The organism is Nonomuraea thailandensis, from assembly GCF_024172165.1.
Lineage (GTDB): Bacteria > Actinomycetota > Actinomycetes > Streptosporangiales > Streptosporangiaceae > Nonomuraea > Nonomuraea thailandensis.
Genome location: NZ_JAMZEB010000002.1, coordinates 1,736,683 through 1,761,008, shown reverse-complemented (window position 1 = coordinate 1,761,008; position 24,326 = coordinate 1,736,683). Strand labels below are relative to the sequence as shown.

25 protein-coding genes are annotated in these 24,326 nt (G+C 71.0%); 7 read left to right on the top strand and 18 right to left on the bottom strand.

Features of this window, described 5'->3' with window-relative positions; genetic code table 11:
- Positions 1-110 precede the first annotated feature (110 nt).
- From HD597_RS12145 to HD597_RS12115, 7 genes are all read right to left on the bottom strand, one after another.
- Positions 111-2,834 carry a DEAD/DEAH box helicase gene (locus tag HD597_RS12145; RefSeq protein ID WP_253742118.1) on the bottom strand — a complete coding sequence of 908 codons (2,724 nt, stop codon included), beginning with the start codon at positions 2,832-2,834 and terminating at the stop codon, positions 111-113.
- A gap of 124 nt (positions 2,835-2,958) precedes the next feature.
- Positions 2,959-3,852 carry a diacylglycerol/lipid kinase family protein gene (locus HD597_RS12140; RefSeq protein ID WP_253742117.1) on the bottom strand — a complete coding sequence of 298 codons (894 nt, stop codon included), beginning with the start codon at positions 3,850-3,852 and terminating at the stop codon, positions 2,959-2,961.
- Between the two features lie 40 nt (positions 3,853-3,892).
- Positions 3,893-4,729, bottom strand: a complete 837-nt coding sequence (gene tatC / locus HD597_RS12135; protein WP_253742116.1) for a twin-arginine translocase subunit TatC — start codon at positions 4,727-4,729, stop codon at positions 3,893-3,895.
- A 92-nt stretch (positions 4,730-4,821) separates the two neighbouring features.
- A complete protein-coding gene (gene tatA, locus HD597_RS12130) occupies positions 4,822-5,181 on the bottom strand; it encodes a Sec-independent protein translocase subunit TatA (RefSeq protein ID WP_253742115.1) in 360 nt (119 codons plus the stop codon).
- Between the two features lie 29 nt (positions 5,182-5,210).
- Positions 5,211-5,411: a hypothetical protein gene (locus HD597_RS12125; RefSeq protein ID WP_253742114.1), complete on the bottom strand. Its 201-nt coding sequence runs from the start codon at positions 5,409-5,411 to the stop codon at positions 5,211-5,213.
- Positions 5,408-6,385, bottom strand: a complete 978-nt coding sequence (locus HD597_RS12120) for a helix-turn-helix transcriptional regulator (RefSeq protein ID WP_253742113.1) — start codon at positions 6,383-6,385, stop codon at positions 5,408-5,410. The genes HD597_RS12125 and HD597_RS12120 overlap by 4 nt, the downstream gene beginning before the upstream one ends.
- A gap of 67 nt (positions 6,386-6,452) precedes the next feature.
- Positions 6,453-7,403, bottom strand: coding sequence for a helix-turn-helix transcriptional regulator (locus HD597_RS12115; protein ID WP_253742112.1), 951 nt, complete (start codon positions 7,401-7,403; stop codon positions 6,453-6,455).
- 38 nt (positions 7,404-7,441) lie between these two features.
- Between HD597_RS12115 and HD597_RS12110 the strand changes: the two genes are divergently transcribed.
- Positions 7,442-8,509, top strand: a complete 1,068-nt coding sequence (locus tag HD597_RS12110; RefSeq protein WP_253742111.1) for a DUF3866 family protein — start codon at positions 7,442-7,444, stop codon at positions 8,507-8,509.
- Here HD597_RS12110 and HD597_RS12105 read toward each other — a convergent pair.
- The 9 genes from HD597_RS12105 to prcB all read right to left on the bottom strand — a co-directional run bounded on the left by HD597_RS12105 (position 8,455) and on the right by prcB (position 16,268).
- Positions 8,455-8,949 carry a DUF3291 domain-containing protein gene (locus tag HD597_RS12105; protein WP_253742110.1) on the bottom strand — a complete coding sequence of 165 codons (495 nt, stop codon included), beginning with the start codon at positions 8,947-8,949 and terminating at the stop codon, positions 8,455-8,457. The genes HD597_RS12110 and HD597_RS12105 overlap by 55 nt on opposite strands.
- Before the next feature lie 16 nt (positions 8,950-8,965).
- Entirely contained in the window at positions 8,966-9,622 is a 657-nt protein-coding gene (locus HD597_RS12100; protein ID WP_253742109.1) for a helix-turn-helix transcriptional regulator, read from the bottom strand.
- Between the two features lie 9 nt (positions 9,623-9,631).
- Entirely contained in the window at positions 9,632-10,003 is a 372-nt protein-coding gene (locus tag HD597_RS12095) for a hypothetical protein (RefSeq protein WP_253742108.1), read from the bottom strand.
- Positions 10,004-10,018: 15 nt separating this feature from the next.
- Positions 10,019-10,912 carry an FKBP-type peptidyl-prolyl cis-trans isomerase gene (locus tag HD597_RS12090; protein WP_253742107.1) on the bottom strand — a complete coding sequence of 298 codons (894 nt, stop codon included), beginning with the start codon at positions 10,910-10,912 and terminating at the stop codon, positions 10,019-10,021.
- A gap of 121 nt (positions 10,913-11,033) precedes the next feature.
- A complete protein-coding gene (locus HD597_RS12085; protein WP_253742106.1) occupies positions 11,034-11,972 on the bottom strand; it encodes an FKBP-type peptidyl-prolyl cis-trans isomerase in 939 nt (312 codons plus the stop codon).
- A 188-nt stretch (positions 11,973-12,160) separates the two neighbouring features.
- Positions 12,161-13,519 carry a Pup--protein ligase gene (gene pafA, locus HD597_RS12080; RefSeq protein WP_253742105.1) on the bottom strand — a complete coding sequence of 453 codons (1,359 nt, stop codon included), beginning with the start codon at positions 13,517-13,519 and terminating at the stop codon, positions 12,161-12,163.
- A gap of 141 nt (positions 13,520-13,660) precedes the next feature.
- Positions 13,661-14,185, bottom strand: coding sequence for a hypothetical protein (locus HD597_RS12075; protein ID WP_253742104.1), 525 nt, complete (start codon positions 14,183-14,185; stop codon positions 13,661-13,663).
- Between the two features lie 415 nt (positions 14,186-14,600).
- The gene (gene prcA, locus HD597_RS12070; protein ID WP_253759322.1) at positions 14,601-15,398 is read right to left on the bottom strand and encodes a proteasome subunit alpha; all 798 of its coding nucleotides are present in this window, start codon (positions 15,396-15,398) and stop codon (positions 14,601-14,603) included.
- Positions 15,399-15,419: 21 nt separating this feature from the next.
- Positions 15,420-16,268 (bottom strand): proteasome subunit beta, encoded by an 849-nt coding sequence (prcB, locus tag HD597_RS12065; RefSeq protein WP_253742103.1) that lies wholly within the window; start codon positions 16,266-16,268, stop codon positions 15,420-15,422.
- A gap of 226 nt (positions 16,269-16,494) precedes the next feature.
- Between prcB and HD597_RS12060 the strand changes: the two genes are divergently transcribed.
- The 5 genes from HD597_RS12060 to HD597_RS12040 all read left to right on the top strand — a co-directional run bounded on the left by HD597_RS12060 (position 16,495) and on the right by HD597_RS12040 (position 21,762).
- Entirely contained in the window at positions 16,495-17,862 is a 1,368-nt protein-coding gene (locus HD597_RS12060; RefSeq protein ID WP_253742102.1) for an extracellular solute-binding protein, read from the top strand.
- Positions 17,837-18,763 carry a carbohydrate ABC transporter permease gene (locus tag HD597_RS12055; protein WP_253742101.1) on the top strand — a complete coding sequence of 309 codons (927 nt, stop codon included), beginning with the start codon at positions 17,837-17,839 and terminating at the stop codon, positions 18,761-18,763. The genes HD597_RS12060 and HD597_RS12055 overlap by 26 nt, the downstream gene beginning before the upstream one ends.
- A 73-nt stretch (positions 18,764-18,836) precedes the next feature.
- Positions 18,837-19,655 carry a carbohydrate ABC transporter permease gene (locus tag HD597_RS12050; protein WP_253742100.1) on the top strand — a complete coding sequence of 273 codons (819 nt, stop codon included), beginning with the start codon at positions 18,837-18,839 and terminating at the stop codon, positions 19,653-19,655.
- Positions 19,652-20,701 carry an ABC transporter ATP-binding protein gene (locus HD597_RS12045; protein ID WP_253742099.1) on the top strand — a complete coding sequence of 350 codons (1,050 nt, stop codon included), beginning with the start codon at positions 19,652-19,654 and terminating at the stop codon, positions 20,699-20,701. Before HD597_RS12050 ends, HD597_RS12045 begins: the two co-directional genes overlap by 4 nt.
- A 20-nt stretch (positions 20,702-20,721) precedes the next feature.
- Positions 20,722-21,762, top strand: a complete 1,041-nt coding sequence (locus tag HD597_RS12040) for a DNA polymerase IV (RefSeq protein WP_253742098.1) — start codon at positions 20,722-20,724, stop codon at positions 21,760-21,762.
- 231 nt (positions 21,763-21,993) lie between these two features.
- Here the strand turns inward: HD597_RS12040 and HD597_RS12035 are convergent, their stop codons facing one another.
- The gene (locus HD597_RS12035) at positions 21,994-22,203 is read right to left on the bottom strand and encodes a ubiquitin-like protein Pup (protein WP_148031422.1); all 210 of its coding nucleotides are present in this window, start codon (positions 22,201-22,203) and stop codon (positions 21,994-21,996) included.
- A gap of 145 nt (positions 22,204-22,348) precedes the next feature.
- Here HD597_RS12035 and HD597_RS12030 point away from each other — a divergent pair, with 145 nt between their 5' ends.
- On the top strand, positions 22,349-22,756 hold the full coding sequence (locus HD597_RS12030; RefSeq protein ID WP_253742097.1) for a hypothetical protein: 408 nt from the start codon (positions 22,349-22,351) through the stop codon (positions 22,754-22,756).
- A 28-nt stretch (positions 22,757-22,784) separates the two neighbouring features.
- Here the strand turns inward: HD597_RS12030 and dop are convergent, their stop codons facing one another.
- Positions 22,785-24,299 (bottom strand): depupylase/deamidase Dop, encoded by a 1,515-nt coding sequence (gene dop / locus HD597_RS12025; RefSeq protein ID WP_276082892.1) that lies wholly within the window; start codon positions 24,297-24,299, stop codon positions 22,785-22,787.
- Positions 24,300-24,326: the final 27 nt, after the last annotated feature.

The following is a 24,326-nucleotide window of genomic DNA, read 5'->3' as shown; positions in this document are numbered from 1 at the left end:
CAGCGACGTAAAGCCGCCCGCCGACAGGTAAAACGGCAACGCAGCGGCAAAGCCGCAACAAAAGATGCTCCCGAGAACCAGTTCTCGGGAGCATCCTCGAAGGGGTCGGATCAGGTGAGCGACGAGTACGCCACCACACCCCGCCGCATCGCGTCCATCGCCTTCACCGCGGTCTGCTTGATCTTGCTCCCGGGCGGCGCCGCGTTCCCCAGCTGGCCGAGCAGGTCCATCAGCTGCTTGATCCACCGCACGAAGTCACCGGCGGCCAGCTCGTTGCCGTTGACGCCCTCCATCAGCACCGCGTCGAGGCTGTGCCCCTTCGTCCACCGGAACGCCGCCCACGCGAACCCCAGATCGGGCTCCCTGATCGTGGACAGCCCGTGGTCGGACTCGATGCCCTCCAGCTCGCCCCACAGCCGGATCATCGCCGACAGCGCGTCCTGGGCCCGCCCCGCCGGGATCTTCGGCCGGCGGGTGTCGTCGGAGGCCCGCGACTCGAACACCAGCGCCGACACGCACGCCGCCAGCTCCGCCGGGTCCAGCTCCTCCCACAGCCCCTTGCGCAGCGACTCCGCGGTCAGCAGGTCCAGCTCGGTGTAGAGGCGGCCCAGCCGCCGCCCCTCGTCGGTGACGGCCTCGCCGTCGAGGTAACCGAGCTGCTCCAGCACCGAGCAGATGCGGTCGAACGTGCGCGAGATGACGTGCGAGCGCCCCTCGACCCTGCGCCGCAGACCCTCGGTCTCCCGCAGCAGCTTGTAGTACCGCTCGGCCCAGCGCGCGTGGTCCTCGCGCTCGTCGCAGCCGTGGCACGGATGCTGGCGGATGCGCCGGCGCAGCTCGTTGACCTCGTCGTCCTCCACCGTGTGGTCGCGCGCCCTGACCGGCTTGCCCAGGTCGCGGTCGCCGATCTTGGCCAGCAGCGTGGAGACGAGGTTGGCCCGCTCCTTCGGCGAGCGGCCGTTGAAGTTCTTCGGGATGCGCAGCTTCTCCAGCGGCTCCACCGGCACCGGGAAGTCGGCCGGGTCGAGCTTCTTGATCTGCTTGCCGATCGTCAGCACCAGCGGGCTCGGACCGGTGCCGCGCGGGTTGCGGCCCGGGTCCAGCACGATCGCCAGCCCCGCCCGCCGCCCTCCCGGCACCCGGATGACGTCACCGGGCTGCAGCGCCTCCAGCGACCGCACCGCCGCCGCCCGGCGCGCGGCGCCCCGCTGGCGCGACAGCTCCGCCTCCCGGTCCGACAGGCGCCGCCGCAGCGCCGCGTACTCGGGGAAGTCGCCCAGGTGGCACGTCATCGCCTCCTGGTAGCCCTCCAGCGCCTCCTCGTGCTTGCGCAGCTGCTTGGCCAGCCCCACGACCGCCCGGTCCGCCTGGAACTGGGCGAACGACTCCTCCAGCAGCGTCCTGGCACGCTCCCGGCCGAACTGGCCGACCAGGTTGACCGCCATGTTGTACGACGGCTGGAAGCTGGAGCGCAGCGGATACGTACGGGTGCCCGCGAGCCCTGCCACCGACAGCGGATCCATGCCCGGCTGCCACAGCACCACCGCGTGGCCCTCGACGTCGATGCCGCGCCGCCCGGCCCGGCCGGTGAGCTGGGTGTACTCCCCCGGCGTGAGATCGGCGTGGGTCTCGCCGTTCCACTTGTCGAGCTTCTCGATCACCACGCTGCGGGCCGGCATGTTGATGCCCAGCGCCAGCGTCTCGGTGGCGAACACCGCCTTGACCAGGCCGCGCGTGAACAGCTCCTCCACGACCTCCTTGAACGCCGGCAGCATGCCCGCGTGATGGGCCGCCAGCCCCCGCTCCAGGCAGTCGCGCCACTCCAGGTAGCCCAGCACCGCCAGGTCCTCGTCGGGCAGGTGCGCGGTGCGCTCGTCCACGAGCTGCCTGATCTCGTGCCGCTCGCGGTCGGTGGTCAGCCGGATGCCCGCGTACAGGCACTGCTGCACCGCCGCCTGGCAGCCCGCCCGCGAGAAGATGAACGTGATCGCCGGCAGCAGCCCCTCGGAGTCCAGCTTCTCGATCACCTGCACCCGGTCCGGCGGGCGCGAGCGCTGCGGCCTGCCGTAGCCCCGCCGGCCCCGTCCCGCCGTCAGCCGCTCGGCGTCACGCGTCACCCGCATCAGCGTCGGGTTGATGCGCGGCGTCAGGTCGTCGGTCATGAACAGGTCGTAGACGCGGTTGCCGACCATCATGTGCTGCCACAGCGGCACCGGCCGGTGCTCGTCGACGATCACCGTGGTGTCGCCGCGCACCTCGCCCATCCACTCGCCGAACTCCTCGGCGTTGCTCACCGTCGCCGACAGCGCCACCAGCCGCACCGAGTCGGGCAGGTGGATGATGACCTCTTCCCACACCGCGCCCCTGAACCGGTCGGCCAGGTAGTGCACCTCGTCCATCACGGCGAACCCGAGCCCGGCCAGCGTCGCCGAGCCGGCGTAGAGCATGTTGCGCAGCACCTCGGTCGTCATGACCACGATGGGCGCCTCGCCGTTGACGCTGTTGTCGCCGGTCAGCAGGCCGACCTTGGCGGTGCCGTACCGCTTGACCAGGTCGTTGTACTTCTGGTTGGACAGCGCCTTGATCGGCGTCGTGTAGAAGCACTTGCGGCCCTGCTCCAGGGCGAGGTGGACGGCGAACTCCCCGACGACCGTCTTGCCCGAGCCCGTGGGCGCCGCCACCAGGACCCCGTCTCCGGCCTCCAGGGCCCGGCAGGCGTCCAGCTGGAAGTCGTCCAGCTCGAAGTCGTAGAGACCTCGGAACGATCTCAGAGCGGCCCCGTCGTCCCCGTGCTTCTGACGGAAGGCCGCGTAGCGTTCCGCTGGCGTTGTCATACCCGTCAGCCTACCGAAATCGCCATTCCGGTCCGTCCCGCCTGTTACGGCCCTCGCGGCGCCCGCGGGTGTGTTCATCGCCGGCGCCGCGCCGTTCAGGCCAAGCGCCTTTACAAAGTAGATCTCATACGATGACGCGCAGCGCCCCTGGCCGGACCTCGCACTCCACCGGCACTGCTCCCACCCGTTCGCCGTCGGCGTAGGCGATCAGGTCCTCGGCCTCGACCCGCACGCTGCGCACGCGCCACACCGACACGGCGGGATGCGTCACGTGCCTGCCCCGGTACACGCCGGGGAACACCCGCAGGAACTCCCCCTTGGTCACGGCGCCGATCATCACCACGTCCAGCAGCCCGTCGTCGGGCCGGGCGTCCGGGCAGACCCGCATGCCCGCCCCGTACGAGCGCGTGTTGGCGATCGCCACCAGCATGGCCTCCCGCTCGACCACCTCGCCGCCGTCCAGCGTGAGGCGGAAGGGGACCGGCCGGAACGAGCGCAGCTCGCGCGCCGTGGCCACCATGTACCGGGCCATCCCCGGCGGCCAGGTGAGCCGGTTGGCCCGTTCGTTGACGCGGGAGTCGAACCCGCAGCACGCGACCCCGGCGAACAGTTCCTCGGCCGTCCCCGCGCGGATGCGGGCGGCGTCGACGCGGCGCGACTTCATGCGCAGCACGGTGCCCGCGGCGGCGACGAGGTCGTGGCGGGGCAGGCCGAGCGCGGCGGCGAAGTCGTTGCCGGTGCCCGCGGGGATGATGCCGAGCGGCACGTCCGTGCCGGCCACCGCCTGCACGGCCAGGTGCACCAGGCCGTCGCCGCCGAAGGCCACCAGGGCGTCGGGGCGCTCGGACACGGCGGTGCAGGCACGCTCCAGCGCGTCGGTGGCGTCGTCACCGACGATCACCGTCAGCTCGGCCCCTCCGGCACGCAGCCGGCGCGCCACGGGCTCGAGCAGGCGCAGCGTACGCCCGCCGCGCGCGGCGGGGTTGACCAGCAGGGCGAGTTGCGGGGAGGAGGACACGCCCGGAATGTATCGCCTGACGGGCGAGACCGGAATGCCCTCAACGCTTGTCCGCCGCGGGCGGCTCCTCGTCGAGAGGCGTGGGGTCGTCGTCAAGGGACGAGGTGTCCTCGGCCAGCGGCGAGGCCTCGTCGTCGGACAGGTGGGAGAAGTTCTCCGTGTTCGGCATGCGCCGCTCGCGGAGGTACATGACGCCCTCGGCCACGAAGTAGAGCACGACCATCGGCATGGCCAGCGCCATCATCGTCAGCGGGTCTCCGCCCGGCGTGATGACCGCGCCGAAGATGAACATGACGAAGATGACGGTGCGGCGGTGCTTCTTGACCGTGGCGTGGGACAGGACGCCGACGATGTTCAGGAACACCAGCAGCAGCGGCAGCTCGAACGAGATGCCGAAGATCACCAGCATGATGAGCACGTAGCTCACGTACTCGTCGATCTGGATGGCCGCCACGGAGTCGGTCGGCGCGAACCCCAGCAGGATCGCCAGGCTGGTGTCCATGATGAAGTACGCCAGCGCGGTGCCGAGCAGGAACAGCGGGACCGCGATCCCGAGGAAGGCGAAGGAGTACCGCTTCTCGTTGCGGTAGAGCGCGGGCGTGACGAACGCCCAGATCTGGTACAGCCAGACCGGTGAGGACACCACGATGCCGACCAGCGCCGACACCTTCAGCGTCAGGAAGAACGACTGGAAGATGCCGCCGAAGATCAGCGTGCACTCGCCGGGGCGGAGCTGACCGGCCTGTGGCGTCTCACAGAACGGTTCCTTGATGAACGCCCACACCGGGTCGAAGACGATGAAGCCCACCACGACGCCGACGAGCACGGCGGCCAGCGCGATCACCAGGCGGTTGCGCAGCTCCCGCAGATGCTCCATCAGCGGCATGCGACCCTCGGGGTCGGGTGCCGTATTGCTCGACCGTTTGAGCAGCGCCATCTAGCAGTCCAGGTGACGAGGAGGGATGGGGATCAGGCGTGCTTGTCGGCCTGCGAGGCGGCGCCCGCGCGCAACCTGGCGGCCTGCTCCTCGAGCTGGCGGGCCTGCTCCTCGGCCGACAGCGGCGCGGCAGGGGCCGGGGCGGGCGCCGGGGCCGGGATCTGCTGGGGCTGCACGGGCTGAGGCTGCGGCTGGGCCTGAGCCTGCGTCGGGGCCTGCTGCACCGTGTGCTGAGGCTCGTCGTCGTCATCGCGCAGCTTGGCGGTCTCCGACTTGAAGATCCGCAGCGACCGGCCGATGCCGCGAGCCATGTCAGGCAGCTTCTTGGCACCGAACAGCAGCACGAGCGCCAGGAGGATGATCAGGAGTTCGGGCACTCCGAGGTTCGGCATGAAACGCCCTTTCTAGCGAGTTGCCTGTTTCAGCCACGATCGTACGCTGCCTGGGGCGCGGTCTCACCCCCCTGGCCCGCCAATCTGGCCCGCCTCGGCTCAAGCTGCGCATGTGCCGCGGCGATTTCCCTTCTCAGAGTACGTGCCGCCGACACGACACGGGCACCTGCGATGCCGAGCACGACCAGCCCGGCCACGCCCAGCCCCACCGACAGGAAGATCCAGGTCATGAGTGGTGAGCGTACAGGGACAGGGCCCGCTCGGCCTCCTGGCGCACGGTCTCGGCCATGTCGGGCGGCGAGACCACCCGGCCGGTGTCGCCCAGGCGCAGCGCCAGCTTGAGTATCCAGTCCTCGTCGCGGGCCCGCAGCGCCACCCGCAGCCGCCCCTCGCCGAGCTCGGTGACCTGCTCGCACGGGTAGTACTCGGCCACCCACCGCCCGGCCGCGCTCAGCTCCAGCTCGACCAGCTCGTCGGTCGGGGACGGGCGGAACACGCCGGCGGTGACGTCGCGCGGCTCGGCCTCGGCGGGCGGGTCGGCGGGCACGTCGAGCACGTCCACGCCGAGCACCCGGTCGAGCCGGAACAGCCGCATCGCCTCAGCCCGGTAGCACCAGCCCTCCAGGTAGGCGCGGCCGTCCACGACCACGACCCGCATCGGGTCCACCTCGCGCGGCGTCACCTCGTCGCGGCCCTGCACGTAGTAGCGCAGCGACAGCCGCCGGCCCCTGGTCAGGCCCTCGCGCACGCGCGGCAGCGCGTCGGGGGCGGCGTCGACGTCCACGGCGACCTGGGTGCTGACGGTGGCGGCGCCCTCGCCCGCGGCCCGCTCCAGCTTGGCCGTCACGCGCGGCAGCGCGTCACCCGGCACCCCGGTGATCGGCAGGGCCAGCTCGGGGGTGGCCGCCAGCATGCGCAGCGCGACCAGCAGGGCACTGGCCTCGTCGATGCCCAGCCGCAGCGGCCTGGCGATGGTGTCGGCGTTGTCGATGAGGATCTCGCCGCCGTCCCAGGAGACGTCGATGAGGTCGCCGGGGGTGTGCCCGGGCAGGCCGCACATCCAGACGAGCTGCAGGTCGTCGATGAGCTGCTTCTCGCTCAGCCCGAACACCGCGGCCACCTCGCCGACCTGCGCCCCCGGATGGGACATCAGGTACGGCACCAGCGCCAGCAGCCTCGGCAGCCTGTCAGCCGACCCGCTCATGCGCCCTCCTTCGCCGGCCGCGTGCGCGGACCGCTGCTGCGTCCGACGGTTGGCTCGCTACGGTCCCTCACGCAATGGCCCCCTTCAAACGCCTGATGACGGCCTCGCGGGCGTCCGGCGGCTCGACCACCTCGACGTCGGCGCCGAGGCTGGCCATCCACCCGGCCAGCCGCTCGGGGTCGGTGAAGGCCAGCTCGGCCTCGTCCCACCCGTCGGTGCCGGGGTGCACGGCCCTGGCGAGCTGCCGCAGCCCCTCGCACGCCCCCTGGCGCACGCGGACGACGGCGACCCGCTCGTCGGTCGTCTCGTCGGGGAAGCCCACCATGGCCCGCAGGTCGATGCCCTCGGGCACCTCGACGGCGCCCGGCCTGCCGACCGTGGCGACCTGCCCGGTGATGCGGCTCAGCCGGAAGGCGCGCGGCGCGTCCCTGTCGCGATCGTACCCGGCCAGGTACCAGCGGCCGCGCCGGCTGACCACGCCCCACGGCTCCACGGTGCGGCTGCGGACGCTCTCGCTGCCGGCGCCGCGGTAGTCGAAGCGGACCACGCGCCGGTCGCGCACAGCGTCCCACAGCGCGGGGAAGGCCGGGTCGCGGGTGTCGACCCGCAGCTCCAGCGCGCCCGTGCCGACGGGCTGGTCGGTGGCCACGCCGCCGGCCCGCAGCTTCAGCAGCGCCCCGGAGGCGGCCTCGGCCAGGCTGGCGCGCTGCCACACCTGGGCGGCCAGGCCCAGCACGGCGGCCTCGTCGGGCTCCAGGGTGATCTCGGGCAGCTCGTACGACTCCCGCTCGATCCGGTAGCCCGGCTCGTCCTCCCACGGGTCGCGCACGACGTCGATGGGGATACCGATCTCACGCAGCTCGTTCTTGTCCCGCTCGAACATCCGCTGGAACGCCTCGTCGCCGTCGCGGTCGTAACCGGGGACGGCCTGGCGGATCTGCTCTGCCGACAGCGGGCGCCGGGTGGCGAGCAGGCAGATCACCAGATTGAGCAACCGTTCTGTCTTCCGGCGCGACATCTGCCTCACTCCTCCTTCATCGACGCTACCCTGCCCCCGTGATCAGATGGCGCAAGGGCGAGGTCGTACGGATCCGACGCGAGTGGCCGGGAGCGGTGGAGCTGGACGTCACCGTCCCCGAGGGGGAGTGCCGGGCGCTGGCGTATCCACCGTTGGTGGGGCGCCCGGAACCCGGCGATGAGGTGCTGCTCAACACGACCGCGCTCGCGATGGGTCTCGGTACGGGAGGTTACGCCATGGTGGTGGCCGTCCCGAACCGTTTGCCGGAAGATCCCGAGGGTCCGGGCCACCTGGTGAAGGCCAGGTACACGCCGCTGCAGGCCACGGTGCAGGGCGCCGACGAGCAGGATTCCCCGCATCACGGGAAATTGCAGGAGGCCGACTCCCTCGACGGCATGCCGGTGATCGTGGCCGATCTGCACTCGGCGCTCGCGCCGATCCTGTGCGGCCTGTACGCCGCTGGGCAGGGCGTGCGGGTGGCGTACGTGATGCAGGACGGCGGGGCGCTGCCCGTCTGGTTCTCGATGGCGGCGGCCCGGCTGCGGGAGGTCGGCTGGCTGGCCGGCGTGGTGACGGTGGGCCAGTCGTTCGGCGGCGACCTGGAGGCGGTCACCGTGCACACGGGGCTGCTGGCGGCCAGGCACGTGCTGGAGGCCGAGGTGGCGATCGTCACGCAGGGGCCTGGCAACCTGGGCACGGGCACCCGGTGGGGCTTCTCGGGTGTGGCGGCGGGCGAGGCGGTCAACGCGGCGGGCGTGCTGCGGGGGGTGCCGGTGGCGGCGCTGCGGGTCAGCGAGGGCGACCGGCGCGAGCGCCACTACGGCGTCTCGCACCACTCGCTGACCGCCTACGGCCGGGTCGCGCTGTCGCCCGCGCAGGTGCCGGTGCCGGACCTGCCGGGCGAGTTCGGGGTGCGGGTCAGGGACCAGGCCGAGCTGCTGGCCGTACGGCACCGGCTGGTCTCCGTCCCCGTGGACGGCCTGCGCCAGGCGCTGGAGACGTCGCCGGTGCGGCTGTCGACGATGGGCCGGGGGCTGGAGGAGGACCTGGCCTACTTCCTGGCCTCGGCGGCGGCGGGCAGGCTGGCGGCCTCGCTGCTGTCGTAGGCGTCCTTGAACGTGAACGCCTCGGGGCTCGGGCCCTGGCTCCTGAGGCGTTCCAGCCGCCGCATCCCCTCGGCCAGCGTGGGGATCTCACCGGCGGGCACCCACCACATCACCATGTAGGGCTCCATCATGCGCAGGAACCACTCCCTGCGCCGCCGCAGCACGGCCAGGTGCTCGCTGCGGTAGGTGAAGTTCCACAGCGACTCCAGCGACTCCCACACCGAGAAGTTGGTCACCAGATGGTCGCCGTAGTCGTGCACGACGAGGGCGGTGGGGTCGCTCTCGCTCTCCTTCAGCCGCCACACGAACCCCGGCGCCGTGTCGGCGACGGCGTTGACGGGCTCCAGCAGGGCGATGAACTCGGCGAGCTCGGGGCTGTCGGCGGGCGCGCGCAGGTGGGCGATGTTGAGCTCGGCGAGATGCAGGGCAGGCGGGTTCATGGGAGCCAGCACACCATCACCCGCCTTCTATGTCAATATCCGTTTGCTTTAGAGAGACGCAGCACTCCCCCGGCCGCGGATCCAGCGCGGCCCGCCCGGGATCGTCGCCGAGCCCCTCCAGCAGCCCCTGGCACAGCGCCAGGTTCATGGAGCACACCAGCAGCGGCTGCTCCTCGGCCAGCACGTGGAACGGGCAGTTGCGCAGCCGCACCCTGCCGCCCTCGGCGTACGGCTCGTAGCCGCGCTCGCTCAGCACCCGCTCCACCGGCTCGCCCCGGTGGCTCCTGGCGATCCTGGCCCCCGCGCCGCGCGCCACCTGCTCGGCCTGCTCCTCGGCACCGAGCACCTCCACCACGTCGGCCAGCACCGAGGCGAGCGTGGCGTAGTCGCGCGGCGGCAGGCTCACCGACCGCTCGCCCCTGGCCCGGCGGTAGACCTTCGCCGGCCGGCCGCTGCCCGGCCCCTTCTTCTCCTGCTGCCGGAACCCGCTCTCCAGCAGCCCCGCCTCCACCAGCTTGTCGAGGTGGTGCCCGGCCAGCGTCCTGGACACGCCCGCCGCCTCGGCGGCCTCCCCCCGGCCGACGTCGCCGCCCCGGGAGGCGACGACGTCGTACAGGCTGCGGCGGACGGGGTCGTGCAACAGGGCCAGCGCCTCGAGGTCGTCGCTACTCACAGCGGGAGTCTATGAAAGCTCGCGCTCCACTCGCTTGTACGTGCAGGCGCTGCTCGCCTCCACCTTGCCCGAGCCGTACCTGCGCCAGCACGCCCCCTTCCTGACCACCCGGATGTCGATCCACTCCGGCGCCCCGTACTGCCGGTGCACGGCCTTGGCGTTGCGCAGCAGCCTGGCGGCCGTCCTGCGGGCCTTGGACGAGGAGGAGGCGGAGGCGAGCACCCAGGTGACACCGGCGTCGCCGCCGATCACGCAGGGCTTGACGCCCTTGCAGAACGGCGGGTTCGCACTCGCGGCGGGGCTCGCACTCGCGGTCGCGGCCGGCGCCCCCGCGGCCAGCACGGCCAGGGCGGACGTTGTGATGATTAATGCGCGGATCATGGCCTTCATCCTGCCTCAGTAGGCGGCGATGAGGTCCACGACGAAGACGAGCGTGTCCGAGCCCTTGATCCCGTACGCCGGGTTGCCGGCGCGGCCGTAGCCGTCGGCGGGCGGGACGATCATCAGCACGCGGCTCCCGGCGGGCACGCCGGCCAGCGCCTTGTCCCATGCCCTGATCACGGTGCCGTCGCCCAGCTTGAACGCCTTCGGCCCGCCGCTCGCCCAGGTCGCCTCGAAGACCCGGCGGCGGCTCCAGACGGCGGCCTCGTACTGGGTGACGACGAGCTGCCCCGGCCGCGCCGCGGGCCCCTCTCCCCTGGCCAGCACCTTGGCCGCGAACCTGGCCGGCGGCGGGCCCGCGGGCACGGCCAGCGCCGGCCTGGCGCCGCCGCCCACCCTCACCCCGGCCAGCGTGCCGCCCTCCGACTCGACCGAGGCGCCCCTGGGGTGCGCGCCGAGGATGTCGACGACGTAGAACAGCTCCTCGCCGGCGGCCACGCCCTGCGGCGGGTTCGCGCCGAACCCGTCCTGCGGCGGGATCGCGGCGATCACGCGGCTGCCCACCCTGCGGCCCTTCAGCGCCCGCTCCAGGCCGGGCAGCAGCTCCCCGACCGGGAACGCCGCCGGGGTGCCCCGGTTGAAGCTGGAGTCCACCAGGCGGTTGCCCCGGCCGTCCCACACGTGCGCGGTGTACTGGACGATCGCCACGTCGTCCGCGCCGAGCCGCTCGCCCTTGCCCGTGGCCAGCTCGTCCACCTGCAGCCCGGCCGCCGGCCCGCCGTCGGGGAAGTCGATCGTGGGGCGGGCGCCGAACGCGCCGCCCACCCGCAGGTCCAGGTCCCCGGCCGCCTCGCCGGTGCAGCCGGCCAGCAGCAGGGGCGCCAGCAGCAGTGCGGCGGCACGGCGCATCGGTCCTCCCAGCACGCGACGGCCCGGCGGATCGCCCGTGAAGGGGCGCGCCGCCGGGCTCGCGATGCTACCGCGACACGAGACCGCCCGTCAGCACACCGGCGGGCGGCCGGCGCTCATGTCAGTAGGCGCCCAGGACGTCCACCACGAACACCAGCGTGCTGTTGGCGGGAATGCCCTGCTGCGCCTGGCTGCCGTAACCGAGGTCCGGCGGGATGCTCATCACGACGCGGCTGCCGACCGGCACCCCGGCCAGGCCCTTCTGCCAGCCCTGGATCACCTGCGCGAGCGGGAACTCGGCCGGCTGGCCCCGCTCCCAGCTCGAGTCGAACTGCTGGTCGGTGCCCCAGATCTTGCCGGTGTAGTGGACCACGAGCGTCTGGTTGGCCTGCGCCTTCGCGCCGGTGCCCTGGATGATCGTCTTGACGACGAGCTCCTTGGACGCCTTCTCGTCCGTCTTCGTGGTCAGCGTGGGCGCCTTCTCACCGCCCGGGTTGTCCACCTTGACGCCCTTGATCGACTCGCCGGTCTCCTTGCCGGTGGCCGCCTTCAGCGCCGCGGGCTGGGTGCCGACCACGTCGAACACGAACACCTTGGTCGGCTCGGCCGGCGTCGTCGCCTGCTGCTGGGCGACGGAGTCGTTGGCCAGCACGGCCAGCAGCCTGCCGCCGTGCTTGACCTTGGTGAAGCCCTCCTGCAGCACCTGCGGCAGCTGCTCGTTGACCGCGATCGTCTCCGGCGCCTTGGTGTCGTAGGAGGAGCCCGCCACGGCGTTGCCCTTGCCGTCCCAGTTGTAGACGGTCAGGTTGACGATCACGCGGTCGCCGGCCTTGACGCCGGTGCCGTCGCCCGCCTGGATCACCTCGTAGGACGACTTCGTGGCGGGCGAGCCGGAGGGGAAGGTCACCGTGGGCTTGGCGCCCACGTTCCCGGTGACCTTGACGCCCGACGGCGCGCCGGCGGCGGTGCTCGCGGAGGCGCTGGTGGTGGCGCCGGTGGTGGCACCCGGGGTGGCGCCGTTGTCGGAGCCGCACGCTGCGGCGAACAAGATCAATGGCACGGCGGCCAGTACGGCCTGAGCGCGGCGCATGGATTTCCCTCGGAAAGACGTCAGATTCGCGCCACACTACCCGACATGCCGGTAGGGCCGAGGTAAACGGAGCCCCACGTTCCGCGTTACCCGGCCCCGCGCCGGGCCCCGCGGCCGGGCCCCGCGGCGATCCGCGGCCCGGCCGTCGTCTCCCCGCCTCACATGCCGGCGATCAGCTTGTCCACCCGCTCGTCCACGCTGCGGAACGGGTCTTTGCACAGCACCGTGCGCTGCGCCTGGTCGTTCAGCTTGAGGTGCACCCAGTCGACGGTGAAGTCGCGCCGCTTCTCCTGCGCCTTGCGGATGAACTCGCCGCGCAGCCGCGCCCTGGTCGTCTGCGGCGGCACCGACTTGGCCTCGAAGATCTTCAGGTCGGAGGCCACCCGCTCCACCGAGCCGCGCTTCTGCAGCAGGTAGTACAGGCCGCGCTTGCGGTGCACGTCGTGGTAGGCCAGGTCGAGCTGGGCCACCCGCGGCGAGGACAGCGGCAGGTCGTACTTCTTCCGGTAGCGCTCGATGAGCTGGTACTTCGTCACCCAGTCGATCTCCCGCGAGACCAGGTCGAGGTTGCCCGTGTCGACCGCGGTGAGCGTGCGCTCCCACAGCTCCAGCACCCGGTGGGCGATCTCGTCGCCGCCGCGGCGGTCCACGAAGTCCTTCGCCTTCGACAGGTACTCCTGCTGGATCTCCAGGCTCGACGCCTCGCGCCCGTTGGCCAGCCGCACCCGGCGGCGCCCGGTCATGTCGTGGGAGACCTCGCGGATCGCCCTGATCGGGTTCTCCAGCGACAGGTCGCGCATCACCGTGCCGGACTCGATCATGCGCAGCACCAGGTCGGTGGCGCCGACCTTGAGCAGCATCGTGGTCTCGCTCATGTTGGAGTCGCCCACGATGACGTGCAGGCGGCGGAACCGCTCCGCGTCGGCGTGCGGCTCGTCACGGGTGTTGATGATCGGCCGCGAGCGGGTGGTGGCGCTGGAGACGCCCTCCCAGATGTGCTCCGCTCGCTGCGAGACGCAGTAGACGGCACCGCGCGGCGTCTGCAGCACCTTGCCCGCCCCGCACACGATCTGCCGCGTCACCAGGAAGGGGATCAGCACGTCCGCCAGCCGGCCGAACTCCCCATGCCTGCCGACCAGGTAGTTCTCGTGGCAGCCGTAGGAGTTGCCGGCCGAGTCGGTGTTGTTCTTGAACAGGTAGATGTCACCCGCGATGCCCTCTTCGCGCAGCCGCTTCTCGGCGTCCACGAGCAGGCCCTCAAGGATGCGCTCGCCCGCCTTGTCGTGGGTGACGAGCTCGATGACGTTGTCACACTCGGGTGTTGCGTATTCAGGATGGCTGCCCACGTCCAGGTACAGACGCGCGCCGTTGCGGAGGAAGACGTTGCTCGATCGGCCCCAGGACACGACTCGCCGGAACAGGTAGCGCGCGACCTCGTCCGGGGACAACCTGCGCTGGCCCCTGAACGTGCAGGTCACACCGTACTCGTTCTCCAGCCCGAAGATGCGACGATCCATCACCTCACACTATGCCCACGGATCGGCGAGCGGGAGAGATCTTCGCAGGTGTTTTCCCTCCGGCACCGCCGATGTCCGCTTTCGCCCCGCTTCGACCCCCGTGCCCGCCCCCACGGGGCGCGGGTGCCGCGGCGCGCCGTCTCAGGGGGTGTAGATCTCCTGCACCTGGACGATCTTCCCCTTGTGGACGGTGATGAGGGCCGGGTGGCCCGCCTTGCCGTGCCGCTTGATCAGCGTCGCCCTGGAGCAGCGCTTGGCGCCCAGGCCCGTCTTGCGGCTGACGGTCAGGTCGGAGCCGGACGTCCTGCAGCCGTACGCCGACAGGAAGATCACGTCCTTGGCGATGGGCGAGGCGTACGCCCTGACGTCGCCCTCGGGCGGGCCCTCGAAGTTGCCCTCGGTGTGGGTGCCCTTCTTCCACCTGATCGGCTCGTACTCGGCCACGCCGTCCCGCACGTAGGTGAACCAGCCGCGCAGGATGCCGTCGTGGCGGGAGTGGATGCGCTTGGTGAAGTCGTGCTTCGGGTCCGCCTGGAACGTGGTGCCGAAGATCTTCGGCGCCTTGTACCTGGGGAACGCGGTGGCCGCCTCAGCCGCCACGCCGGAGGTGAGCATCACGGCCGTGGCGGCGCCCGCCGCGAGAAGGCCACGCAAGGGAGTGTTCACGGATCATAAGATCCGCGATCAGCGGGAGGAGTTCGGGCGCCTCCGAGTGAAACAGGTCACACCGGAACCTCTCCCCCTTTCCGCCCCACCACTTACTCCACCCGCCACCCGGCACCACCGGCCCCGCCGGTCCTACCTCGCCCGGCCGACACCACCGGCCGCCCGCGCCTTGCCCACCGGCCGCCCGCCCCTTGCCCATGGGCCGACGCCATCGACCCTGCCACCCGCTCAACCACCGACCGGCGCCCAGCCCGGCAGCACACGCCTGGCTCCGCAACCCGCCCTGGCCCCGCAACACCGGGCCGGGCAACATCCGGCTCAACGCCGGACGGCCGAGGCCGGGCAGCGCCGGCCCGGCCGCGAACGGCGACGGGGACCGCCGTGGCGGTCCCCGTCGTGATGTCCCGTGCCCGCCCTACAGCGGCGAGGAGCCGTCGTCCACGTCTCCCTCGGGCCCCGTGGGCGGCGGCGTGTCACCGGAGTCCTGAGGCGGCGTGGCGGGCGGTGCGGCGGGCGCGGACGGCGGGTTGCTGGTCTGGGCCAGCAGCCGCTCCAGCCGCGCCCCCGTCAGCCGCAGGAACTTGCGGTGCTCCCGGTTGCGGTCGAGCACCGCCACCTCGAGCTGCCCCACCGGCGGACGCTCCCCGCCCGGCTCGGTCAGCGCCGTCAGCGCCACCTCCAGCGCGTCGGCCAGCGACATCGACTCGCGGTAACGCTCCTTCAGCCGGCTCGCCACCGCCTCGGCCTGCCCGCCCATGGCCGCGAAGCCGTGCTCGTCGAAGACCGACCCGTCGAAGGTCAGCCGGTAGATGGCGTCGCCCTCCTTGGTGTCGCCCACCTCGGCGACGACGACCTCCACCTCCAGCGACTTGATCGACTCGGTGAAGATGCGGCCCAGGTTGGAGGCGTACAGGTTGGCCAGGCCTCGCCCGGTCACGTCGGAGCGGTCGTAGGTGTAGCCGTTGATGTCGGCGTAGCGGATGCCGCCGAGCCGCAGCTCCTCGAACTCGTTGTAGCGGCCCACGGCCGCGAAGCCGATGCGGTCGTAGATCTCGCTGATCTTGTGCAGCGCCCGGGACGGGTTGGGCGCGACGAACAGGATGCCGTCCACGTACTGCAGCACCACGACGGAACGGCCCCGCGCGATGCCCTTGCGGGCGTAGTCGGCCTTGTCCCGCATGATCTGCTCGGGGGAGGCATATCCGAAAGGCATGGACACGTGTGGAGGTCCTTTCTAGCGCAGCGGGGCGATGGGGCCGTCGGGCGAGATCAGGCGGGCGTCGAGCATCTGCTGGACGTAGCCGGAGACCTCCTCCTCCGACAGGCGGCGGAAACCGTCGGCGTCGATCACGGACACGATGGGCCAGATCTTCCTCGTCACGTCGGGCCCGCCGGTCGCCGAGTCGTCGTCGGCGGCGTCGTACAGCGCCTGGATCAGCGTCATCACCATGTCGTCGGCCGACGCGCCGTCGCGGTACAGCTTCTTCAGCGACCCGCGCGCGAAGATCGAGCCGGACCCGATCGCGTCGTACCTCTCCCGCTCGTACGGCCCGCCCGCCACGTCGTAGCTGAAGATGCGCCCCTCGTCCTTGTCAGGGTCGTAGGCGGCGAACAGCGGCACCACCACCAGCCCCTGCATCGCCATCGCGAGGTTGCCGCGGATCATGGTCGCGAGCCGGTTGGCCTTGCCCTGGACCGACATCGTGCGGCCCTCGAGCTTCTCGTAGTGCTCCAGCTCCACCCGGTACAGCCGGGCGAACTCGATGCCCGTGCTGGCCGTGCCCGCGATGCCCATGCAGGAGTAGTCGTCGGCGCGGAACACCTTCTGCACGTCACGCTGCGAGATGATGTTGCCCGACGTCGCCCGCCTGTCACCCGCCATGACCACGCCGCCGGCGAACGTGGCGGCCACGATCGTGGTCGCGTGCGGAACCTGGTCACCGATCGGCGTGGCCAGCACCTCACCCCGCCGCGGCAGCAACTCAGGCGCGTACGAGCCGACAAACTCCGTGAACGAGGAACTTCCGGTGTTCTGGAAGAGCTGGTTCACCAAGCCGACGGGCAGATCCCTGTGCGATGCCACGCGACTCCCTCCAAACGTTCAGTGTTCCTAGGGCGACCCTACTCATGTTGTGTTGCTGTCTGCACTTCCCACGATCAGCTCACGGCGAACCACCCGTCACAGGGCGCCGGAAAGGCCCTATAAGCCACTCCGAGCGCCAAAGGTCCGTGTTCGGATCGTTTCTTTACGGCCGCCACCGCCCATGCGACTGTCGGTATGTCTGCACGTCCTGAACAGGAGGCCGACAATGCGACTCCCCAGCCGACCCGCGCTGATCGGGATCATCGCCGCACTCGCCCTCACCTCCTGCGGCACCGGCGGCGGCTCCGACGAGAGCAGCGTCACCCTCACCATCGCCGCCAACTCCATCGAGGGCGGCAAGAACTCCGAATCCGCCCAGTGGATCAAGCAGTGGGTGATCCCCGAGTTCGAGAAGACCCACCCCAACGTCAAGGTCCTGTTCCAGCCCAGCGGCGTCGACGACGAACAGTACAAGACCAAGATCGCGCTCGACCTCAAGTCCAGGGCCGGCGCCGACGTGATCGACCTCGACGGCATCTGGGTCGGGGAGTTCGCCCAGGCCGGCTACGTCAAGCCGCTCACCGAGGTCGGCGGCGCCACCGTCGAGCAATGGGAGGGCTGGGCCCAGATCCCCCAGGCCGTGCAGGGCCTGGGCATCTTCGACGGCAAGAAGTACGGCCTGCCCCAGGGCACCGACGGCCGCGTCCTGTTCTACAACAGGACCCTCTTCGCCAAGGCCGGCCTGCCCGACCCCTGGCAGCCCGCGAGCTGGCAGGACATCATCGACGCCGGCGCCAAGCTCAAGGCCGCCGGCGTCCCCACCCCCATCCAGCTCAACGCCGGCACCGCCATGGGCGAGGCCACCACCATGCAGGGCCTGCTCCCCCTCCTCGCCGGCGCGGGAGCCGAGATCTACACCACCGGCAAGTGGACCGGCGCCTCACAACCCCTGAAGGACGCCCTCGGCCTCTACCAGCAGATCTACGGCGGCAGCGGCCTCGGCGACCCCAAGCTGCAGCAGGAGGCCAAGGGCCGCGACAAGTCCTTCGCCCAGTTCGCCGAAGGCAGGATCGGCATCCTCGCCGAGAGCGACTACTTCTGGCGCTCCGTCATCGAGCCCCAGGCCGGCGTCGCCCCCATGAAGGACCGCGACCAGGCCGTCGGCTACGCCAAGATCCCCGCCAAACAGCCCGGCGCCGGCATCCGCGGCCAGGACTTCGTCAGCATGTCGGGCGGCGCCGTACGCGTGCTCAACCCGTTCTCCAAGAACCCCGGGCTCGCCTGGGACCTGCTCGCCTTCATGCACTCCGCCGCCGCCACCAAGTCGCAGCTCGCCGGGCAGGTCCGCATCAGCGCCCGCACCGACGTCAACGACGAGGTGCTCACCACCGACCCCATGCTCAAGTACATCGCCGACGAGGTGCTCCCCCTGACCGCCTACCGGCCAGGCGTCGCGGTCTACCCGCAGGTCTCCACCGCCCTGCAGGAAGCCACCGCCGCCGTCGTCAGCGGCACGCCCGCCGACCAGGCCGCCACCGCCTACCAGAGCGCACTCGAGGACATCGTCGGTGGCGCGGCCAACATCAGCGGCTGACGCCGCCGGGCTCGGCACGGGCAGGGCGATCGCGTTCGTCCTGCCCGCCCTCACCCTCATCGCCGTCTTCCTCGTCTTCCCCGCCCTGTGGACCATCTACCTCGGCCTCACCGACTACCGCCTCACCGGCCTGGCCGCCGCCGACCCCCGGCTCGTCGGCGCCGACAACTACACCGGCGCCCTCACCGACCCCCGCTTCCTGTCCTCGTTGTGGCTGACCCTCCTGTACGTCGGCGGCTCCGCCATCCTCGGCCAGGCCGGGCTCGGCTTCACCCTCGCCTGGATCCTGCGCGGGCGCACCGGCCCCCTGCGCCGCACCGTCGAAGGCGTCGTCCTGCTGTCGTGGATCCTGCCCAGCACCGTCGTCGGCTTCCTCTGGTTCGCCCTGCTCGACCGCGACGACGGCACGCTCAACGCCCTCCTGCACACCCCCGGCTTCGCCTGGCTCCTCGACCACCCGCTGCTGTCGATCATCGTCTTCAACGTGTGGCGCGGCACCGCCTTCAGCATGATGCTCTACTCCGCCGCGCTGGAGAACGTGCCGCCCTCCCACCTCGAGACCGCCCGCCTCGCCGGCGCCGGAGTCCTGCAGCAGCTCCGCGACGTCGTCCTGCCCCTCATCCGCCGCCACATCCTGACGAACCTCCTGCTCATCAGCCTGTGGACGTTCAACGACTTCACGCCGTTCGTCCTGACCGGGGGCGGCCCTGAAGGCCGCTCGGAGATCCTGCCCGTGTACGTCTACCGCGTCGCGCTCAGAGACGGCCAGCTCGGCGCCGGAGCCGCCATCTCCTTCCTCATCCTGCTGATCAACCTGGTCTTCGCCCTGGCCTACCTGCGGCTCGTGCGCGGCCGTCGCCGCCACCAGGATCCCGCCGTCACCACAGGCCCGCCCGCATGACCACCCGCATGACCACCCGTATGACCACCCGCATGACCGCCCGCATGACCGCCGGCACCCGGGAGCCCGTCAGATGATCCGCCACACCGTCGGCCGGCTCGCCGCCACCGTCTTCATCGCCGTCGTCCTGGCCTTCTTCACCCTCCCCATGCTCTGGCTGGCCAGCGCCCCCTTCGACGACACCCCCGCCATCACCACCTCCATCCCCGAGTTCACCCTGCGCAACTTCTCCGCCATCCTCGACAACCCCTACGCCCTCGGCTCCATCCGCAACTCCCTCATCCAGGGCGGAGGCGCCGCCGTCCTCGTCGTCGTCCTCGCCGCGCTCGCCGCCTACGCGCTCTCCCGCGTCCGCGTGCCCGGCCGCGACGCCCTGCTCTACCTGCTCCTCCTGCTGTCATCCGTCGTCACCGGCACCGCCGCCATGGTGCCGATCTTCGAGCTCGCCACCCGCCTCGACCTCATCGACACCCACCTCGGCGTCATCCTCGTCGTCTCCGGCGGCCTGCTGCCCGCCGCCATCTTCATCCTCAAGGACTTCATGGACGACACCCCCACCTCCTACGAGGAGTCGGCCCGCGTCTTCGGCGCCACCCCCCTGCAGATCCTGCGCCACATCGTCGTCCCCCTCGTCAGGCCAGGGCTGGCCACCATCGCCGTCTGGGCCCTCGCCAGCGTCTGGGGCGGTTTCCTGTTCCAGTTCATCCTGCTGCGAGACCCCGGCAAGGCCCCCGGCTCCGTCATCCTCTACACCCTCTACACCGAGGGCGGCGCGCCCAGGCTCGACCTCATCTCCACCTTCTCCCTGCTCTACTCCCTGCCCGTCGTCGCCATGTACCTCTTCGTCTCCCAGCGCTACGGCTTCCGCTTCCACGGAGGGATCAAACGGTGATCACCCTGCACGCCCTCACCAAGATCTTCCCCGGCGGGGTCCACGCCCTCGACGCCATCGAGCTCACCATCGCCGACGGCGAGTTCTTCGCCCTCCTCGGCCCCTCCGGCTGCGGCAAGACCACCCTCCTGCGCACCATCGCCGGGCTCGAGACCCCCACCCGCGGAACCGTCCGCATCGACGGCAAGGACGTCACCGCCCTCCCCCCAGGAGAGCGCGACGTCGCCATGGTCTTCCAGGACTACGCGATCTTCCCCCACATGGACGTCACCGCCAACATCGCCTACCCCCTGCGGATCAGGAAGGTCCCCCGCGCCGAACGCACCGCCAAGGCCGCCGGCGTCGCCGCCCGCCTCAGCCTCACCGAACTCCTCCACCGCCGCCCCGCCGAGCTCTCCGGCGGCCAGCAACAACGCGTCGCGCTCGCCCGCGCCATCGCCTGCCACCCCGCCGCCTTCCTCTTCGACGAGCCCCTGTCCAACCTCGACGCCCGGCTCCGCCTCGAAGCCCGCACCTTCCTCAAACGGCTCCAGCGCGAGCTCGCCGTCACCACCGTCTTCGTCACCCACGACCAGGCGGAAGCCCTCGCACTCGCCGACCGCATCGCCGTCATGTCAGACGGCCGCATGATCCAGGTCGCCACCCCCGCCGAGATCTTCCACCGCCCCGCCACCACCTTCGTCGCCGCCTTCATCGGCTCCACCCCCATGAACCTCCTGCCCGCCCACGCCACCCCGGGCGGCCTCCACGTCGCCGGCGCCACCCTCCCCCTGCCCGGCGGCGTCACCCCCGGCGACCACCTCACCTACGGCGTACGCCCCGAGTACATGACCCTCTCCCCCGCCGAACGCCCCGACGCCTTCCCCGGCGCCGTCACCGTCCTGGAGAACCTCGGCACCCACACCCTCGTCACCCTCGAAACCCCCGGCGCCCTCATCCAGACCGTCGTCCCGGAAGGCCACGAACCACCCCTCGGCACCCCCGTCTGGGCCACCCCCCACCGCGCCCTCCTCTACCGCGGCGACACCCTCCTCACCACCCGGTAGGACCCCGCCATACTGGACACATGGCCACCAGGAACTGGATCCTGCACCTCGACCTCGACCAGTTCATCGCGGCCGTCGAGCTCCTGCGGCACCCCGAGCTCCGCGGCAGGCCCGTCGTCGTCGGCGGCACGGGCGACCCCACCCAGCCGCGCACCGTGGCCGCCACCGCCACCTACGAGGCCCGCGAGCACGGCGTCCACTCCGGCATGCCGCTCCGCACCGCCCTGCGCCGCTGCCCCGACGCCGTCTTCCTGCCCAGCGACCCGCCCGCCTACGAGGCCGCCTCGGAACGCGTCATGGCCGTCCTGCGCGAGTTCCCCGTCCTCGTCGAGATCTGGGGGTGGGACGAAGCCTTCCTCGGCGCCACCACCGACGACCCGGAAACCCTCGCCGCCGACCTCCAGCACGCCGTACGCACCCGCACCCGCCTCGACTGCTCCATCGGCATCGGCGACAACAAGCACCAGGCCAAACTCGCCTCAGCTCTCGCCAAGCCCGCCGGCGTCCGCCGCCTCACCACCGCGAACTGGGCCGAGACCATGAACCACCGCCCCACCGACGCGCTGTGGGGCATCGGCGCCCGGATCTCCAAGAGACTCGCCGCCCTCGGCTACCACACCGTCGCCCAGCTGGCCGCCGCCGACCCCGCCGAGCTGGCCCGCCACTTCGGCCCCACCAACGGCCCGTGGTACCGCTACCTCGCCCTCGGCAAGGGCGAAGCCGAGGTCGTCACCACACCCTGGATCGCCCGCGGCCACAGCCGCGAGACCACCTTCCCCCAGGACCTCACCGACAGAGCCGACCTCGCCCGCCACCTGACCGCCCTCGCCGGACACGTCACCCAGGACGCCGTCGACGCCGGTCGCGAGATCACCCGTGTCTCCGTCAAGGTCCGCACCACGCCGTTCCTGACCCGCACCCGCCAGTCGAAACTGCCCGCCCCCACCACCGACCCGGCTCTGGTCACCCGCACAGCCCTCGACATCCTCGACCGCCACGACCTCACCCACCCTGTCCGCCTCATCGGCGTGGCCGTCGAGTACACGATGCCGAAGGAGTAGAACTCACCCCACCCAGGTCACCGCCCCGTGGAACTCCCGCCGGAGCTCCTCCTCGCCCCGGCCGGCTCCGCCCGCCCCGCACCTGCCCGGTCGCGTGACAGTGATCCGCGAATGTGCCCGGGACGACCTGCCGGACGGCGCAGAGCCCGCCCTGACGGGCGAGCATGCGCGCGGAGCCGTCCTCTTCACATCGGCGGGCGATTCCACCCGATTCCCCTCGGCCGTTTTGCTCTACTCTCCGCCCTTCTGGACGTAGCTGCGCACGAACTCCTCCGCGTTCTCTTCGAGAACTTCGTCGATCTCGTCCAGAATCGCGTCGACATCGTCCGTGAGCTTCTCCTGCCGCTCCTGGACGTCCGGCGCCGCCGACGCCTCGGTCTCCTCGACTTCGGACTCGCGCCGCCCGGTCTGCTTCTGACCACCGGTGTCCTTGGTTGCCATGTCCTACCTCCGCTTGGGGGACTGCCTCTAGGCATATCTTCCCCGAACGAGCCGACATTTCGCGCCGAACGCCCAGCGATCTTGCGGGGTTGACTAGATAGCATTCCTATCTAACAATGAATCCCCGTACCCAGAGGAGGTTCAGATGTCCCCTTCGTCCTTGAGCACCGCGGGTGTGCTCCTCATCACAGTCCCCGGCGTGGCCTACGGCGGCGTGACGCTGCTGTCGGCCCTGATGAAGAACGTCCCCGGCTACCTGGACAACCCGGTCCGCCGCGGCCTGTGGCGGGCGGGGCACGCGCACGCGGGCGTGCTGGTGCTGTTCGCGCTGGTGGCGATGCTGTACGTGGATCAGTCGGGCCTGCCGGACGCGCTGAAGGCGCTCACGCGGACGCTGATCGTGGCGGCGCCGATCCTGATGCCGCTGGGCTTCTTCCTGTCGGTGGTACGCCCGGGTGACACGAAGCCGAACAAGCTCATCTACCTGACGGTGGCGGGCGGGGTCTGCCTGGCGGCGGGCACGCTGATGCTGGGGATCGGCCTCCTGTTGTGAGGGGCCGATCCCGCGCCTGCCAGGTGGGTCACTCGCCGCCGGTGAGCGCGGAGACGAGGTCCGCGGCGGTGTTGCAGCGGTCGAAGAGCTCGCCGACGTGGGCCTTGGTGCCGCGCAGCGGTTCGAGGGTCGGGACGCGCTGGAGCGATTCGCGGCCGGGGATGTCGAAGATGACGGAGTCCCAGGAGGCCGCGGCGACGGATTCGCTGTACTGGCTCAGGCAGCGTCCGCGGAAGTAGGCGCGGGTGTCGGTGGGCGGGCTCTCGACGGCGCGCTGGACTTCGTCCTCGGTGACGAGTCGTTGCATGCGTCCGCGGGCGACGAGGCGGTTGTAGAGGCCGCGGTCGGGGCGGATGTCGGAGTACTGCAGGTCGACGAGCTGGAGGCGGGGGTGGGACCAGGTGAGGCCGTCGCGGCTGCGGTAGCCCTCGAGCAGCTCGAGCTTGGCGACCCAGTCGAGCTCGCGGGCGAGCTGCATGGGGTCTTCCGCGAGGCGGGTGAGGACGGATTCCCAGCGGTCGAGGATGTCCTTGTTCATCTCGTCCTGGGCGGTGCCGCGCTCTTCGACGTACTTGCGGGCTTGCTCGAGGTATTCCATCTGGAGCTGGACGGCGGTGAGCTTACGGCCGTCGCGCATGGCGATCTCGTAGCGGCAGGAGGGGTCGTGGGAGACGGCCCGCAGGGCCTGCACGGGGTTCTCGACGGCCAGGTCGCGGGTCAGGAAGCCTTCTTCGATCATCGCCAGGACGAGAGCGGTGGTGCCGAGCTTCAGGTAGGTGGAGATCTCGGACATGTTGGCGTCGCCGATGATCACGTGGAGGCGGCGGTACTTCTCGGGGTCCGCGTGGGGTTCGTCGCGGGTGTTGATGATGGGCCGCTTGAGCGTGGTCTCCAGGCCTACTTCGACTTCGAAGAAGTCGGCGCGCTGGCTGATCTGGAAGCCTTCGCCGCGGGAGTCCTGGCCGATGCCGACCTTGCCGGCGCCGACGACGACCTGCCGCGAGACGAAGAAGGGGGTGAGGTGCCTGACGATGTCGGCGAAGGGGGTGGCGCGCCGCATGAGGTAGTTCTCGTGGCAGCCGTAGGAGGCGCCCTTGGCGTCGGTGTTGTTCTTGTAGAGCTGGATGGGGGCGTTGGAGGGGATGGCGGACGCGCGGGTGGCGGCGTCGTACATCACTCGTTCGCCGGCTTTGTCCCAGATGACGGCTGCCCGGGGGTTGGTGCACTCGGGCGAGCTGTATTCGGGGTGGGCGTGGTCGACGTAGAGCCTGGCTCCGTTGGTGAGGATGACGTTGGCCAGGCCGAGATCCTCGTCGGTGAGCTGGCTGGGGTCCGCCACCTCCCTGGCCAGGTCGAAGCCGCGCGCGTCGCGGAGCGGGTTCTCCTCCTCGAAGTCCCACCGTGCTCTGCGCGCGCGGGCCGCCGAGGCGGCCAGGTAGGCGTTCACGACCTGTGAGGAGGTCACCATCGCGTTGGCGCCTGGCTGGCCGGGTACGGAGATGCCGTACTCGGTCTCGATGCCCATCACCCGACGCACCGTCATGCAACACCCTCTGTTCGTCCGGGTCTG

Excerpts from the sequence above, each read along its gene's own strand:
- HD597_RS12145 (WP_253742118.1), bottom strand. The coding sequence starts at position 2,834 with ATGACAACGCCAGCGGAACGCTACGCGGCCTTCCGTCAGAAGCACGGG.
- tatC (WP_253742116.1), bottom strand. The coding sequence starts at position 4,729 with ATGGAGCATCTGCGGGAGCTGCGCAACCGCCTGGTGATCGCGCTGGCC.
- tatA (WP_253742115.1), bottom strand. The coding sequence starts at position 5,181 with ATGCCGAACCTCGGAGTGCCCGAACTCCTGATCATCCTCCTGGCGCTC.
- HD597_RS12125 (WP_253742114.1), bottom strand. The coding sequence starts at position 5,411 with ATGACCTGGATCTTCCTGTCGGTGGGGCTGGGCGTGGCCGGGCTGGTC.
- HD597_RS12120 (WP_253742113.1), bottom strand. The coding sequence starts at position 6,385 with ATGAGCGGGTCGGCTGACAGGCTGCCGAGGCTGCTGGCGCTGGTGCCG.
- HD597_RS12115 (WP_253742112.1), bottom strand. The coding sequence starts at position 7,403 with ATGTCGCGCCGGAAGACAGAACGGTTGCTCAATCTGGTGATCTGCCTG.
- HD597_RS12105 (WP_253742110.1), bottom strand. The coding sequence starts at position 8,949 with ATGAACCCGCCTGCCCTGCATCTCGCCGAGCTCAACATCGCCCACCTG.
- HD597_RS12095 (WP_253742108.1), bottom strand. The coding sequence starts at position 10,003 with ATGATCCGCGCATTAATCATCACAACGTCCGCCCTGGCCGTGCTGGCC.
- HD597_RS12090 (WP_253742107.1), bottom strand. The coding sequence starts at position 10,912 with ATGCGCCGTGCCGCCGCACTGCTGCTGGCGCCCCTGCTGCTGGCCGGC.
- pafA (WP_253742105.1), bottom strand. The coding sequence starts at position 13,519 with ATGGATCGTCGCATCTTCGGGCTGGAGAACGAGTACGGTGTGACCTGC.
- prcA (WP_253759322.1), bottom strand. The coding sequence starts at position 15,398 with ATGCCTTTCGGATATGCCTCCCCCGAGCAGATCATGCGGGACAAGGCC.
- HD597_RS12060 (WP_253742102.1), top strand. The coding sequence starts at position 16,495 with ATGCGACTCCCCAGCCGACCCGCGCTGATCGGGATCATCGCCGCACTC.
- HD597_RS12050 (WP_253742100.1), top strand. The coding sequence starts at position 18,837 with ATGATCCGCCACACCGTCGGCCGGCTCGCCGCCACCGTCTTCATCGCC.
- HD597_RS12040 (WP_253742098.1), top strand. The coding sequence starts at position 20,722 with ATGGCCACCAGGAACTGGATCCTGCACCTCGACCTCGACCAGTTCATC.
- HD597_RS12035 (WP_148031422.1), bottom strand. The coding sequence starts at position 22,203 with ATGGCAACCAAGGACACCGGTGGTCAGAAGCAGACCGGGCGGCGCGAG.
- HD597_RS12030 (WP_253742097.1), top strand. The coding sequence starts at position 22,349 with ATGTCCCCTTCGTCCTTGAGCACCGCGGGTGTGCTCCTCATCACAGTC.
- dop (WP_276082892.1), bottom strand. The coding sequence starts at position 24,299 with ATGACGGTGCGTCGGGTGATGGGCATCGAGACCGAGTACGGCATCTCC.